The sequence below is a fragment of the Sphingopyxis sp. genome, from assembly GCF_041916015.1.
Classification (GTDB): Bacteria; Pseudomonadota; Alphaproteobacteria; order Sphingomonadales; family Sphingomonadaceae; genus Sphingopyxis.
On sequence record NZ_JAYSAH010000023.1, the window covers coordinates 1 to 13839 of the forward strand.

At 67.6% G+C, this 13839-nt stretch carries 15 protein-coding genes; 6 read left to right on the forward strand and 9 right to left on the reverse strand.

Going from position 1 to position 13839, the window contains the following annotated elements; translation table 11 throughout:
* Together ACE3SL_RS03600 and ACE3SL_RS03605 are read right to left on the reverse strand one after the other, a co-directional pair.
* A partial coding sequence (locus ACE3SL_RS03600; RefSeq protein WP_374524390.1) for a GntR family transcriptional regulator occupies window positions 1-381 on the reverse strand: 381 nt, incomplete at its 3' end.
* Complete coding sequence (locus ACE3SL_RS03605; RefSeq protein ID WP_374524391.1) at window positions 374-814, reverse strand: DUF983 domain-containing protein; 441 nt, start codon at window positions 812-814, stop codon at window positions 374-376. The genes ACE3SL_RS03605 and ACE3SL_RS03600, both read right to left, overlap by 8 nt.
* Window positions 815-896: 82 nt before the next feature.
* Here ACE3SL_RS03605 and ACE3SL_RS03610 point away from each other — a divergent pair, with 82 nt between their 5' ends.
* Window positions 897-1472, forward strand: a complete 576-nt coding sequence (locus tag ACE3SL_RS03610) for a phosphoribosyltransferase (RefSeq protein ID WP_374524392.1) — start codon at window positions 897-899, stop codon at window positions 1470-1472.
* The gene (locus tag ACE3SL_RS03615; protein WP_374524393.1) at window positions 1465-2490 is read left to right on the forward strand and encodes an adenosine deaminase; all 1026 of its coding nucleotides are present in this window, start codon (window positions 1465-1467) and stop codon (window positions 2488-2490) included. Before ACE3SL_RS03610 ends, ACE3SL_RS03615 begins: the two co-directional genes overlap by 8 nt.
* 165 nt (window positions 2491-2655) lie before the next feature.
* On the opposite strand, the gene ACE3SL_RS03620 is transcribed toward ACE3SL_RS03615, so the two are convergent.
* The 5 genes from ACE3SL_RS03620 to ACE3SL_RS03640 form a co-directional block, all read right to left on the reverse strand.
* Window positions 2656-3039 (reverse strand): reverse transcriptase-like protein, encoded by a 384-nt coding sequence (locus ACE3SL_RS03620; RefSeq protein WP_374524394.1) that lies wholly within the window; start codon window positions 3037-3039, stop codon window positions 2656-2658.
* Between the two features lie 156 nt (window positions 3040-3195).
* On the reverse strand, window positions 3196-5301 hold the full coding sequence (locus ACE3SL_RS03625) for a TonB-dependent receptor plug domain-containing protein (RefSeq protein ID WP_374524395.1): 2106 nt from the start codon (window positions 5299-5301) through the stop codon (window positions 3196-3198).
* A complete protein-coding gene (locus tag ACE3SL_RS03630) occupies window positions 5298-6029 on the reverse strand; it encodes a hypothetical protein (RefSeq protein WP_374524396.1) in 732 nt (243 codons plus the stop codon). Before ACE3SL_RS03630 ends, ACE3SL_RS03625 begins: the two co-directional genes overlap by 4 nt.
* Before the next feature lie 111 nt (window positions 6030-6140).
* On the reverse strand, window positions 6141-7808 hold the full coding sequence (locus tag ACE3SL_RS03635; RefSeq protein WP_374524397.1) for a M56 family metallopeptidase: 1668 nt from the start codon (window positions 7806-7808) through the stop codon (window positions 6141-6143).
* Window positions 7805-8182, reverse strand: a complete 378-nt coding sequence (locus ACE3SL_RS03640; protein WP_374524398.1) for a BlaI/MecI/CopY family transcriptional regulator — start codon at window positions 8180-8182, stop codon at window positions 7805-7807. Before ACE3SL_RS03640 ends, ACE3SL_RS03635 begins: the two co-directional genes overlap by 4 nt.
* A 142-nt stretch (window positions 8183-8324) precedes the next feature.
* On the opposite strand from ACE3SL_RS03640, the gene ACE3SL_RS03645 reads away from it, so the two are divergent.
* The 4 genes from ACE3SL_RS03645 to ACE3SL_RS03660 all read left to right on the forward strand — a co-directional run bounded on the left by ACE3SL_RS03645 (window position 8325) and on the right by ACE3SL_RS03660 (window position 12504).
* On the forward strand, window positions 8325-8837 hold the full coding sequence (locus ACE3SL_RS03645; protein ID WP_374524399.1) for a hypothetical protein: 513 nt from the start codon (window positions 8325-8327) through the stop codon (window positions 8835-8837).
* Window positions 8838-8862: 25 nt separating this feature from the next.
* Window positions 8863-9834, forward strand: a complete 972-nt coding sequence (gene corA, locus ACE3SL_RS03650) for a magnesium/cobalt transporter CorA (protein WP_374524400.1) — start codon at window positions 8863-8865, stop codon at window positions 9832-9834.
* A 144-nt stretch (window positions 9835-9978) separates the two neighbouring features.
* Window positions 9979-10635, forward strand: coding sequence for a helix-turn-helix domain-containing protein (locus ACE3SL_RS03655; RefSeq protein WP_374524401.1), 657 nt, complete (start codon window positions 9979-9981; stop codon window positions 10633-10635).
* A gap of 291 nt (window positions 10636-10926) precedes the next feature.
* A complete protein-coding gene (locus tag ACE3SL_RS03660) occupies window positions 10927-12504 on the forward strand; it encodes an ABC-F family ATP-binding cassette domain-containing protein (protein ID WP_374524402.1) in 1578 nt (525 codons plus the stop codon).
* Here ACE3SL_RS03660 and ACE3SL_RS03665 read toward each other — a convergent pair.
* Both ACE3SL_RS03665 and ACE3SL_RS03670 read right to left on the reverse strand, forming a co-directional pair.
* Entirely contained in the window at window positions 12447-13010 is a 564-nt protein-coding gene (locus ACE3SL_RS03665; RefSeq protein WP_374524403.1) for a hypothetical protein, read from the reverse strand. The genes ACE3SL_RS03660 and ACE3SL_RS03665 overlap by 58 nt on opposite strands.
* A 58-nt stretch (window positions 13011-13068) precedes the next feature.
* Window positions 13069-13761, reverse strand: coding sequence for a glutathione S-transferase family protein (locus tag ACE3SL_RS03670; protein WP_374524404.1), 693 nt, complete (start codon window positions 13759-13761; stop codon window positions 13069-13071).
* Between the last annotated feature and the right edge of the window lie 78 nt (window positions 13762-13839).

Genomic DNA, 13839 nt, shown 5'->3' on the forward strand with positions numbered 1-13839 from the left:
CCGCCCGCCCGCGCCCGGCGCGCGCAGCAAGGCGCTGGCCGTCCGCTCCCATGCGGCAAGCAATGTTCCGCCCTCGGGCTCGGGCGGCATGTTCATGCCGGTGTCGCGCGGCGGCGGCCCGGCGGCAATCGCATCCTGCGGCAGCACGAAGCTCCCCGCCCGCCCGCGCGCACCGATCAGCCCGCGCTCGCGCGCCTGCTCATAGGCTTTGGTGACGGTGGTAAGGTCGATCCCGAGCCGTGCCGCGAGATCGCGCTGCGGCGGCAATCTGTCGCCCGCGCGGAGCGTGCCGGTTGCGACTGCCTTGGCGATCGCTTCGGCGATCGCGACATATTTGGCGCCGCCCGCCCGGGCGAGGTCGGGAATCCAGCCGTCAGCCATCGCCCTCGACCGCTTCCCCCTTCGCGCGCGCGTTGAGCTTCGCCCACAGCGCGTCGGTCCCCGCTTCCTGCGCCCGGTTCACATATTGCGACGCGACGAGCCAGCCCTTGATCGGCTGCAGCACCGCAAGGCACGGAATCACCATCAGCGGCACCGACACGATCAGGTGCATCCACCACGGCGGGTTCAGCGCGACCTCGAACCAGACGACGAGGAACAGCAGCGGGAAGGCGATGAAGCACAGCGAGAAGAAGGCCGGACCGTCGTCGGGCGCCGCGAAATCATAGTCGAGCCCGCAATGCGGACAGCGATCCTGCACCTTCAGCCAGCGCCGGAACATCCGGCCCTCGCCGCATTGTGGGCAGAGGCCGTGCAGCCCGGTCCGGTAAATCCACCGCCATTTGTCGCGGCCTTCGAGTTCGGTCGTCGTCATCGACTCACATCCTGTATCCATACACAATACCATACATAATGCCGGACATGACAAATGTCGAGCGGCGGATTACGTCCGGATCATGAGCGACGAGAAAATCTACATCAGCGCGAACGAGCTCCTCGCCGACTCGCTGCGGCTCGGGATGCAGGTGGTGGACAGCGGCTTCCGGCCGACGCATCTCGTCGGCATCTGGCGCGGCGGGGCGCCGGTCGGCATCGCGGTGCAGGAACTGCTCGACTATCACGGCCACCACTGCGACCATATCGCGATCCGCACCTCCTCCTACAAAGGCATCGACGATCAGGACCCGCAGGTACGCGTGTTCGCGCTCGGCTATCTGATCGACACGCTCGATCCCGAGGACCGGCTGCTGATCATCGACGATGTCTTCGATTCGGGGCGCAGCATCCGCGCCTTCATCGCCGAGCTTCGGGCGCGCTGCCGCCACAATATGCCGCGCGACATCCGCATCGCGACCGTCTGGTTCAAGCCGCGCCGCAACGTCACCGACCTCCGCCCCGACTATTTCGTCCATGAAACCGACCGCTGGCTGATCTTCCCGCACGAGATCGACGGATTGACCATCGAGGAAATCCGCCGCCACAAGCCCGAGGCGGCGATCATCCTGCGCGAGGAGGGGGTGTCCGATGCCTGATGGTTTCGCCTCGGCCGCCGACCGCGCGACCTTCATCGCCGGCCTCCCCAAGGCCGAGCTCCACCTCCATATCGAAGGCTCGCTCGAACCCGGGCTGATGTTCGAACTCGCGCAGCGCAACGGCGTCGCGATCCCCTTCGCCAGCGTCGAGGAGGTGCGCGCCGCCTATGCCTTCTCCAACCTTCAGGATTTCCTCGACATCTATTATCAGGGCATGGGCGTCCTCCGGACCGAGCAGGATTTCCACGACCTCACCGCCGCCTACGTCGCCCGCGCACATGCCGACAATGTCCGGCATGTCGAGATTTTCTTCGACCCGCAGGGGCACACCGAGCGGGGCATCGCCTTCGCGACCGTCGTCGCGGGCATCACCCGCGCGCTCGACGCGGCCGAAGCGCGCCACGGCCTGACCTCGAAGCTGATCCTCTGCTTCCTCCGCCACCTCAGCGAGGCCGAAGCCGAGGCGACGCTCGACGAAGCCCTGCCGTTTCTGGATCGTATCGCCGGTGTCGGCCTCGATTCCTCCGAGGTTGGCCACCCGCCCGCGAAGTTCGAGCGCGTCTTCGCACGCGCCCGCGCGCTCGGCCTCAAGATCGTCGCGCACGCCGGCGAGGAGGGCCCGCCCGCCTATGTCCGCGAGGCGCTCGACCTCCTGAAGGTCGATCGCATCGACCACGGTAACCGCAGCCTCGAAGATCCCGCGCTCGTCGCGCGCCTCGCGGCCGAGGGCATGACGCTCACCGTCTGCCCGCTCTCGAACCTCAAGCTCTGCGTCGTCGGCGACATGGCGGCGCATCCGCTGAAGACCATGCTCGATGCGGGCCTGAAGGCGACGGTGAACAGCGACGACCCCAGCTATTTCGGCGGCTATGTGAACGCCAATTATCAGGCCGTCGCCGACGCGCTCGACCTGTCGAAGGCCGATCTGGTCACGCTCGCGCGCAACAGCTTCACCGGCTCTTTCCTGAGCGACGCCGACAAGGCGAAACATCTCGCCGCGATCGACGCCTACGCCTGATCTCTGGAATTGCCATTCCCGCTGAAGCCGGAACGACAACGGATATAGGATTCGCTTTCAAAGGCAATGTGTCCCCGCGAAGGCGGGGACCCATCTCCAGTCGGTTCAAGATGGCACCGACCGGAGATGGGCTCCCGCCTTCGCGGGAGCGCGCGGCATGACGATCTAGCGCGGGTGCAACCGTGCAAGCGCAATCCCCGCCAGATTCTGCGCGCGTCCGATATGACGGACCCGCGGCGCCGGGCCGGCGCCCACAAGTGCGCGAAACACCGCCAGATGCGCCGCCGCCTCGCCCCGCGCCCGCACCCTCCCGGTCGCTTGCGCGACCACCGCCGCGGCATCGCCCAGCAACAGGAAATCCGTGAGCCCGCGCTCTCGTGCCAGCCGCAGCGCTGCGATCAGCGCCAGCCATTCGGCATCGAAGCTGCTTCCGACGCCAATATCGCGTTCGATCAAGACCGCGCCGCCGGTCGCCACCGCAATCTCCATCGGCCCGGGGTTCGGCCGGCATCCGCCGTCGAAATAGATTTTGGCCGGCCGCGCGATCATCCACCCGTCCTAGCTGGCGGAGAGCGCGATGACATCAAGGGAGTCGTCATTGCGAGGAGCATAGCGACGAAGCAATCTCCAGCTATCGTCGCCAATGAACGCGGACTGGAGATTGCTTCGCTTCGCTCGCAATGACGATAGCTGATGCAGCTGATCTTAGAATTTCCCGCGCACCGAAAAGCCGAAGATCGGCCCGATCAGGCGGTCGCGTTCCTCGACGAAGGCGATCTCGCTCGCCCCGCGCACCCCCTGATACACCGTCCGGTCACGCTTCGACCGCGCGTTGAAGATATTGTTGATCGACGCCCGGACGGTCAGGCCCATGACATTCTTGTGCTCGACGAACACCGACGCCCACACCGGGCCTTCCCACACCTTGTCGGTCTGGTTGCGGCGATAATTGGGCTGATTGTGCGAATATTCGGCATGGCCGCCCCACGCCCAGTCGCTGCCCGGAATGTCATGGCGCAGATCGATGCTCATCGAAGTGTCGGTAAAACCGCTCCATTGGCGTTTCTCGCCGGTGAAGGGATCGCGCAGCGAGGATTTCTGGAACAGGACGCTCGTGTCGATCTTCACGCCCTTCAGCCCGGCCGGGTCGAGGTTGATCGTCGAACTCCATTCGACCGCGCCGGCCTTCGCCTTGGCGATATTGCCCACGGCCTCGCCGTCGATACCGACCGGGATCACGTCGACGCGGTCCTCGACGTCGCGAAACACGAAATAGAGTTTCGTCGATCCCCACGCACCCAGCTTCCTGTTGATCTCGAGCTCATAGCTCCAGTCCTGCTGCGGCCTCAGATCATTGTTGCTCTCGTTCGCATTGCCGTCGTTGAGGAAGGCGCGCGCCAGAAAATCATAGAAGCTGAGCTGGAGCACCCGCCGCCGGATCTTCAGCGATGCATCGAAATCGGCCGAGGGCGCCCAGGCGAGCGTCAGCGACCCCTTCGGCCGGAAAAAGGTCCGGGTCAGCCCGTTCGGTCCGGTCTGGGTGATCGTCGAATGTTCGGCGCCCCCGGTCAGCTGGAAAGTGAAGCTGTCGGTGATCTTGCGTCCGAAGCTCAGCAGACCTTCGTAGCGATCCTCGCTGACCCCGCCGGTGCCGCCCTCGAACGGCTGATCGACCCACGCCCCCGCGGGGTCCAGCACCGCGATCGATGCGACATTATCGAGCGTATTATAGGCCGCCTCGCCCGACAGCTGCCAGTCGCCGCCTAGCATCTTCCACTGATATTCGCCGCGCGCGATCGTCTCGCCGAGGTCGCCGGTCTGCGCGAAGCGATCGCCGGTCGCGGGCGATCCGTCGTCGGGGGTCGTGACGATCTCCTGCGAATAGGGTTCGTGGCTGAATCGCCTGAGGCCGATCAGCTTGAGCTTGCCGGGGCCGAGCCCGAACTGGTAATCGCCGCCGATCTCATAATTCCAGCTGTCGGCATTTTCGCGCACGGTGCGCAGCCGGTCGGGAAGGCCGGGGCCGGAGCGCACCCCGTCTTCGTAATAGCGGTCATATTTGCGCTGATAATGGCCGCCGAGATTGGCGACCGTGTCGCCCGGCGGGTCCCAGGTGATGCGTCCCGACAGCTTCGGCGTATCGTAATGCGTGTTCCAGATGTCGCTACGCCGCTCGATGACGGCACCGGCACCGGCACCGTCATGGATCAGCGTCGGACCGCCGGCGCCGCTGCGCGCCGAGTCATTATTATTGAGGCCGGCCTCATATTCGATCTCGCCCGTCCGGCCGCGGATCGACACATCGCCGCGCGTGAACAGCGGATCGGTGTAATGCGCGCGGAATTCGGGTTTCCACGAAAATTGCCCCGAGAAGCTGTCGGCGCGATAGACGATATTGGCGACCTGCCCCGACAGGCCGGGAATATCCAGCGTCGCGCCGTCGATAATCTCGATCCGTTCGACATTGCCCGCGGGGATGCGCGACAATTGGGTGAACATGTCGTCGGCCTTGTTCGACGGCCGCTCGCCGTTGAACAGGACATTGCCGGTCGCCTGCCCCAGCCCGCGCCGATCCTCGCTGTCGCGGATCGAAAAGCCCGGAACCTGCGCCAGCATGTCATAGGCATTCTTCGGCGCGTAGCGCGCGAAATCGGCGGGCGTGAAGACCTGCCGCGCCGCGCCTTTGGCCGTCGCGGGAATCGCGGCCGCCGCCGCCGCCGGCGTATCGCCGGTCGGCGCCGCGTCCTGCGCCGCTACCGGCATGGTCGCGAGCGCGGCGGATAGCGCCGCAAGACTGATGACGATTTTCACCGGCTGCTCCCCCGCGCCCGGTTCATCGCCCGGGCATAGTCGGGCGTGACGCCCATCGCCTTCATGCCGACGACATCCTCGGCGCTCAGCTTCCTGTATCCCGCCGCGGCAAGGCCGCGCACATAGGCGCCGTCGACGCCCAGCGCCTTGCACGCGATCGCGTCCTCGACGTCGGTCAGCACCATCGCCTCGGACCTGAGATCGCGGACATAGGCGGGCGTGACCTTCAGCGCCGCGGCGGCGATCAGATCATCGTCGTCCTTCGGCCGTACTCCCGCGGCGGTGAGCCCATCGGCCAGCTCGATCGTCGCATCGACGAGCAGCATCGCGAGCAGATCGTCGCGGTCCTCCGGCGCGAGGCCGCGCGACGCCAACGCGGCCTCGAAACGCGGGTCGGCGGTGAAGCGGCAGTTGCCCGCCCCGTCGAACGCGCCCTTCAGAGTGCCCGAACAGGTGAGTGTTCCCGAATCATGCACGATCGTGAACGACACCGGCCCGCCCCCGCTCCGCAGCGCCGCCTCGGTGCCCGCGAGCTCGGGGCGCGAGCCGTCGATCGCGACATCGCTGTTCGACCGCGCCCGGCTGACCCGCAAATGCGGCTTGCCGTTTGCCGAGCTGGCCTGCCAGGCGACGTCGCTCAGCACCAGCGGGTCGGCGGCGGTACTCGGCGCAGCGCAGGCCAGAACCGACAGCAGGGCGGCGCCGGTGGCAAAAATCAGGGTCTTCATGGCACACTCCTCCCTCCGCGCACCAGACGAGCGCCATCGCTCGCCGCCGCGGCGGCAATTCAAAACCGTAACTCGATCAACGGAAGCTAAGGTTGGACGAACGTCCGAACGTCAGTTCTCGGGCGGCGCAGGCGGCGCGGGCGGTTCGGGAAATTCGATCCGCGCGACGCGGCCGTCGGCGCTGCGCGCTTCGAGGCCTCCGCGGCCGATCTCGACGCGCGTCTCATCCTTGCGGGTCGTGGTGCGCCGCTTCGCCCCCGGCGCCATGCCCGTCGCGCGCAGCTCGATCGCGGCGTCCGCGTCCTTCACCGAATAGCCCGCCCCACGCATCCGGCGGACATAGTCGCCGGTGACCCCCAGCGCGCGCAGCGCGTGCAGGTCGTCGATCGACAGGCCGGGGAATTGCGCCTTCATCTCGCGGGCATAGCCGGGCTCGATATGCAGCGCCGACGCGCCGATCACATCGTCCATGTCGGCGCCCGGAAAGATGCCGCGCATCGCGTTGACATAGGCCGCGTCGACCCCGGTCGCCTTCGCGGCGATGATGTCGTCGGGGTCCATCGAGCCGCCCTGCTCGCGCATGTGCGCGACATATTCGGGGGTCACGCCGACCGCGCGCATGCTGACGAGCTGTTCGGCGGTCAGCGGCTTGTGCGTCGCCGCCGCGGGCGCTTCATTCTCGGGCGAGGCCCCGGCCGTGGCGGACGGATGCGCCACGGCCGGGACGGCGGCGGCGAAAGGAACCGGGGAGTCCTTCGCCGCCTGTTTCTGATCAGCAGTCGCCGAAAAGGCGGCGAGCGGCGCGGTGATCCCCGCGAGCAGCACCAGGCTCATCAGCATCCAGCTCGCGCTGGCGGGGCCGCGCTTCAGGCTGCCGTCGAGAACGCGGGTGATCCGGCGCTTGAGGCTGCCCTTGCCGGGCGCGACGCCGTGCGCCGCCATCAGCGCGCCCTGATTGTCGTGGCGCGCCGCGCCGACGAGCAGGGTCGCATAATCGGGACCGTCGATGTCGGCCATCAGCACCGCATCGTCGGCGGCTTCCTCGCGCAGTTGGTGGCTCTCGCGCGCCAGCATCCACACCAGCGGGTTGAACCAGAAGAGCGCGCAGACGGCGCGCGCGCCGAGCAGCTTGGCCCAGTCGAGCCGCGCGACATGCGCCAGCTCGTGCGCGATGATCGCCTCGGCCTCACCGACCGCCTCGACCGCGACCGGGCTCAGCACGATCGTCGGGCGCAGCACGCCCCAGCTGATCGGCGAGCGGAGTTCACCGCTGACGAGCAGCGCGGTGCCGTGCTTGAAGCCCATGCGGCGCTGCGCCTCGGCGAGCGCCGACAGCCACGAGCCTTCGGTCAATATCTCGGCCCGGCCGCGCATCGCGAACAGCCGCACGATCGCGATCAGCATCACTCCAGACAGCAGCGCCAGCGGGATCGCATAGAGAAAGGGCGCGAAATCGCCGACCTCCGGCAGCGTGAAACGCGCTCCGTCGCTCGCGACCCCGGTCGCCGGTGCCGCCTCTGCAATCGGTACGGCGCTATCGGCAACCGGCGCGGCAACCACCGGCGCAGGCGCGGCGCTCCAGCTTTCGGGAAGCGGGTTCCACGACGGAAGCAGCAGCATCGCGGCGGGCAAGGCGAGCAGCGCGACGATCCCGGCGTGCGCGATCATCGACCGCTCGCCCGCCGAACGCGCCCGCGCGAGGCGCAGCAGGCCCAGCGTCAGCCCCGCGACGAGCGCCGATTTCCAGGCAAGGCCCAGCAGCAGGACGGTGGTGATCATGATGTTCTCCCTTCGCGCGCTTTCGCGATCATCTTTTCGAGCTCGTCGAGTTCGTTCGTGCTCATCTCGTCCTGCATCCCGAGCAGCGCGGCGGCGGCACTCGTCGCCGATCCGTTGAAAAAGACCCGCACGACCTGGCTCAGCGCCGATTTGCGCGCGGTCTTGTCCGACACGCTCGGCGCATAGACGAAGCCGCGCTCCGACGCCTCGCGCGCGACGAAGCCCTTGGCTTCGAGCCGCTTCAGCATCGCGCGGATCGCCGATCCCGACAGTTCGTCGCTCAGCGCCTCGCCGATCTCGGTAACCGTCGAGGCCCCGCGCTCGTAAAGGACATCGACGATTTCGCGTTCCCGCGGGGGCAGACTCGACAGCATTCCGAATCACTCCAATGCGCTACATTTGTAGCGTGCTACATTTGTAGCGCGAACATGGCAAGCAGTTTTATTCGGATAATACACACCGGCGACCGGCAGCAATCGGGATTGCAGCTTCGCCAGCGCCCGCTAGATTCCTCCCATGACCGAAGCCGTCGAAGTGATCGTGAACGACCGGATGCAGAAGGACTACCGCTACACGCGCACGGCCCCGGAGGGACAGGCCTTCGCCCCCGATTTCCAGCCCGAACTGACCCCCGCGGAGATGCTTCGCCTCGGGGTCTTCTGCGGCAGATATATGCGCGACTGCACTGGCGAATTTCCCGCGGCATGGTTCGAGGGCGCCCGGATCGCGAAGGGAGACGCCGACTGCTCGCTCAACTATTTCGGCGTCCGGGCGAGCGCGCCGCTTCGCGTCTGGATCGCGAAGGGATGGATACATCCCGACGATCCGCGCGGCTGGTTCCAATGGTATTGCCGCTATTATTCGGGGCGGCGGATGCCGGGCGAGGACGACCGCCAGATCGCCCGCTGGCGCGCCTTCCGGCGCCACGCCGCGCAGGTCCGCAGGCATTGCGAGCCCGGCGACCCCTTTTGCCGGCCCCGGCAGCGCCAGGCGCTGCTGCAATGGGCCTATGACAGCCGCACCCTCTAGCTTTCGCCTTTTCAGGAGCCCGCCGATGCCGATCATGGCCGCCCGCCACTATCATCAGGGCAAGCTCGTCCGCGACCTCGGACCCGACGACATCATTCCGGAGGATTGCGACGACAGCGATTTCTTCTGGCTCGGGCTTTACGAGCCCACCAAGGACGAGCTCGCGGGCATCGCCAGGCGCTTCGGCCTTCATCCGCTCGCGGTCGAGGATGCGCTGAAGGCGAAGCAGCTCCCGAAGGTCGAGGTCTATGGCGACCAGCTTTTCGTCATCGCCGCGACCGCCAATCTCGACGGCGACACGATCCAGTCGGGTGAGACCGCGATCTTCCTCGGCCGCCATTTCGCGGTCTCGGTCCGCCACGGCTCGGCGCGCGCGCATACCGAGGTGCGGGCGCGGCTCGAAACCCTGCCGCAGAAGCTCGCGCACGGCCCCGACTATGTCCTCTATGCGATCCTCGATTTCATCATCGACGGCTATTTCCCGGTGATCGACGCGATCGAGGACCGGCTGCTCCTCGTCGAGGAAAGCGTGATGGACACGCCGCTCGACGCCGAGGAAATCCGCCATCTCTATGCCCAGCGGCACGAGATCATCCGCTTCCAGCGCATCGTCGGCCTGATGAAGGACGTCGCGGGCCGCCTCGTCGGCACCGCCGACCTGCCGTGGATCGACGATGCCGTCCGCCCCTATTTCCGCGACATATGGGACCATGTCCAGCGCGCCGAATTCCGCCTGCAGGGCCTGCGCGAGGTCGCCGCCTCGGTTGTCGATACCAATTCGCTCCTCGAACAGCAGCGCCAGGGCGTCATCACCCGCCAGCTCGCCGCCTGGGCCGCGATCCTCGCGGTGCCGACCGCGATCGCCGGCATCTACGGCATGAATTTCCAGCATATGCCCGAACTCGGCTGGACCTTCGGCTATCCGTTCGCGATCGCGCTGATGGCGGGCATCTGCGGCCTCCTCTACTGGCGCTTCCGCAGCATCGGCTGGCTCTGACTTATCGGCCTGATTTATCGGTTCGCCGTATAATCGCGGGGGATGCATTGCAACTTGCCGCGCCTGCGCGCATCTCTTGCCGGCGCGCCGGCCAGGGCACCCCCCGCTAACCTTCTTTTAACCGCTTGCCCCGACACCTCTCCCATGGCCATTCCCGGATATTTCTTTCCCGCGGCGCCCGGCGCCGACGCGCGCGGCAGCGCCCGCCGCAAGCTCAGCCTTCCCGCCGAGGGCAAGCAGAACGGCGACACCGGCATCAAGGTGCTGATCCACAATATCTCCGAAACCGGGCTGCTCCTCGAAAGCGACGTCGACCTGCTCGCGGGCGACCGGATCGAGATCGATCTGCCGCACGCCGGCGACAGTTCTGCCACAGTGGTCTGGGTCAGCGACCGATTGTTCGGATGCCGCTTCGACGCGCCGGTTTCGCCCGCCACCTTGAGCGCCGCCCGGCTCCGCAGCGCCGTGACGCACGATGAGGAGGAGGCGCCGACCCCCGCCGACGAAGCCTTCGGCGCCCGCCTGCAGCGGCTGCGCGTCCGCGCCGGGCTCAACCAGGCCGAGGTCGCCGACCGCATGGGCGTCAGCGCACCCGCGGTTTCGGGCTGGGAAAAGGGCCGCGCGCGGCCCAAGCACGCCCGCATGGCGGCGCTCGCCGAGATCCTCGGCGTCCAGGCCGCCGACCTGCTCGGCGATCCTGCGCCCGAGGAGCTCCACGAGCTGATCGACCGCAGCCGCCGCCAGATCGCCCTCGCGATGGGCATCGGCGAGGACAAGGTGCGGATCATCGTCGAGCTTTAGCGGCAGGTTTCGGCCGAGAGTTGCCGCACTCTCTCCCTTCGTCATTCCCGCGAAAGCGGGAACCCAGGGATGGGTAAGCGGACGGACGCTCTGGGTCCCCGCTTTCGCGGGGATGACGAAGTAAAGAAAGGGCAGCGTCCGCTTACCACCCCGAAACCGGCACCCGCTCTCCCCTTGCCCCCACCCAGATCCGCGCTATATTCGCCGCATCCAAACCCCAAAGGAGTGACAGGATCATGGATCTGAACTGACCGCATCGCCCCAAGCCGTGCCTTCAGGAAAGCTCCATCCATGCCCTCGATCACCCTCGCCAACCTCGGTTGGTCCACCCCCGACAACCGCACTATCCTTTCGGGCCTCGACCTGATTTTCGCGCGCGAGCGCACCGGCGTCGTCGGCCGCAACGGCGTCGGCAAATCGACGCTGCTGCGCCTGCTGACCGGCGAACTCGCACCCGCTTCGGGGACGATCGCCATCGATGGCACGATCGCGATGCTGCACCAGACCGTGCAGGTCGGGCCGCACGAGACGATCGCCGACCTGTTCGGCGCGCGGGGCGGCCTCGCTCTGCTCCGCAAGGCCGAAGCGGGCGAAGCCAACGCCCAGGAGATCGGCGAGGCCGACTGGGCGCTCGAAGCGCGGATCGACGAAGCCCTCGCCGGCGTCGGCCTGCCGCTGCCCGCCGACACGCGGCTGACGACCCTCTCGGGCGGCCAGCGCACCCGCGCCGCGCTCGCCGGGGCGATGTTCGCGGCGCCCGATTTCCTTCTCCTCGACGAGCCCACCAACAATCTCGACCGCGACGGCCGCGCAGCGGTGCGCGACCTGCTCCGCGGCTGGCGCGGCGGCGCGATCGTCGTCAGCCACGACCGCCAATTGCTCGAAGAGATGGACGCGATCGTCGAGATGACCACGCTCGGCGCCGCGCGCTACGGCGGCGGCTGGAGCGCCTACCAGAGCCGCAAGGCCGTCGAGCAGGCGGCCGCCGAAGCCGAACTCGCGGGCGCCGAAAAGCGGCTGGATCACGCGCTACGACAAGCGCAGGCGGCGACCGAGAAGCAGGACCGGCGCGATGCCGGCGGGCGCCGCAAGGGCGCGCGCGGCGACATGCCGAAAATCGTCATCGGCGGCCTCAAGCGCCGCGCCGAGGAAACGCGCGCGGCAGCGAGCCGCCTCGCCGGGCGCCAGCGCGAGGAGGCCGAACAGGCGCTGGACGCGGCGCGCAGCCGGGTCGAGGTGGTCGATCCGCTCTCGGCCGGGCTCGCCTCGGCCGGCCTTCCCGCGTCGCGCACCGTGCTCGAACTCGATCATGTGACCGCGGGCTATGCGCCGGACCGGCCAGTCATCGACCATCTGTCGCTGACCGTCACCGGACCCGAGCGTATCGCGATCACCGGCCCCAATGGATCGGGCAAATCGACGCTGCTCGCGCTGGTGGCGGGGAGACTCGCGCCGTGGTCGGGGCGCATCCGCACCGCCGTGCCCTTCGCGATGCTCGACCAGCGCGTGTCGCTGCTCGATCCCGCCCGCTCGATCGCCGACAATTTCCTCGCGCTCAATCCCGGAACGACGAACAACCGGTGCCGCGCCGCGCTCGCGCGCTTCCGCTTTCGCGCCGATGCCGCCGACCGCATCGTCGGCACCTTGAGCGGCGGCCAGATGCTCCGCGCCGGCCTCGCCTGCGTCCTCGGCGCGCCCGAGCCGCCGCAATTGCTGATCCTCGACGAGCCGGGCAACCATCTCGACCTCGATTCGCTCGCCGCGGTCGAGACCGGTCTTGCCGCCTATGACGGCGCTTTACTCGTCGTCAGTCACGATCCGGACTTTCTGGAGGCGATCGGAATCACCCGCGCGGTCGCGCTCGGCTGACGCGACACGGCAATATCCGTCATCGGCCAGCCGCCGCTCTGGGGAACCGGATATTTGAGCCCGTGCAGCGCGACGACCCTGTCGCCCTCGCAGATCGGTGCCGCGACCAGCCGAATCCAGCGCGTGCGCGCCAGCGCAGGACCGATCTCGACATCGAGCGTGAAGCCGCGGCGGTGAGCGATCGCATGGTCGCGAAGCCGCTCCATCGCGACGCGCGATCCCTCGCAATAGCACGCGACCGCATCGTCGCGCGCGACCGCCGCATCGCGCGGAAAGCCGAACAGGTCGAACACCGCCTCCGACCAGGTCAGCCGGTCGCCCGCGAGGTCGCAACGCCACACGCCGACCCCCAGCCGCGCGAGCGCCTCTTCGCTGTCGGGCGCCGCCGTGGCGCTCCGGTCGGGCGGACGCACGCTGGTCCGCTGGACCCAGCCAAGATCGAAATGGCGCGCCTCTTCGTACAGCGGCCAGCTATGGTGGAGCGGCAGGGGATATTGGTGTCGCAAGGCGCTCGCTTCCTTCCCGCCCGGGTCTATGCGGTGGGCCTTAAGAAAGTCTCAGCGATCACGCCGCCATGACCTTCGCGATCATCTTTTCCTCCTTCGCGATCCACGGCGCGAGGCTCGGGCGCGACAAGACCGCTTCGCTCCACGCGGCGATCTTCGGATGCGCCGCACCGTCGATGCCCGCGCCGCAGTGACGAATGTTCATCAGCGGCGACGCGACCGCGAGGTCGGCGAGCGTTAAGCGGTCGCCGACGAGGTAGCCCGAGACGGGAATCGCGCCCTCCAGATAGGCGAGCAGCTTCGGCAGTTCCTCGGCCTCGGCCTGCGCCGCCGCCGCGAGGTCGCCTTCGCGGCCGAGAAATTTGGGCGAGACGATGCGGTTGAAGAACATCTTGCCGCTGCACGCCGCGAACACCGTGTCGCCGAACTCGTCCCACCAGATCACGCGCCCGCGTTCCTGCGGGTCGGCGGGGATCAAAGGCGGCGCGGGGTGCTTCGCCTCCAGATAATGGATGATCGCGCTCGAATCGGCGAGGAGGAAGCCGTCGTCGTCGATCGCCGGCATCTTGCCGAGCGGCGAGGCGGCCCGGAACCCCGGATCGGGATCGCCGATTCCGACGCCCTTCAATTCGAAATCGAGGCCCTTTTCACCCAGATAGCCCAGCAATTTGCGCACGAAGGGCGATACCACCGACCCATAGACGATCATCGCGCTCTCCCCTTCCCATTCCCCGGCACCCGCCGCCAGCATAGGATAAAGGTCCTTTTTTGCAATCCGTTCGGGGGGTGCCGGACGCACGATGAAATAAACTTGCCATCGCCCGCGCGC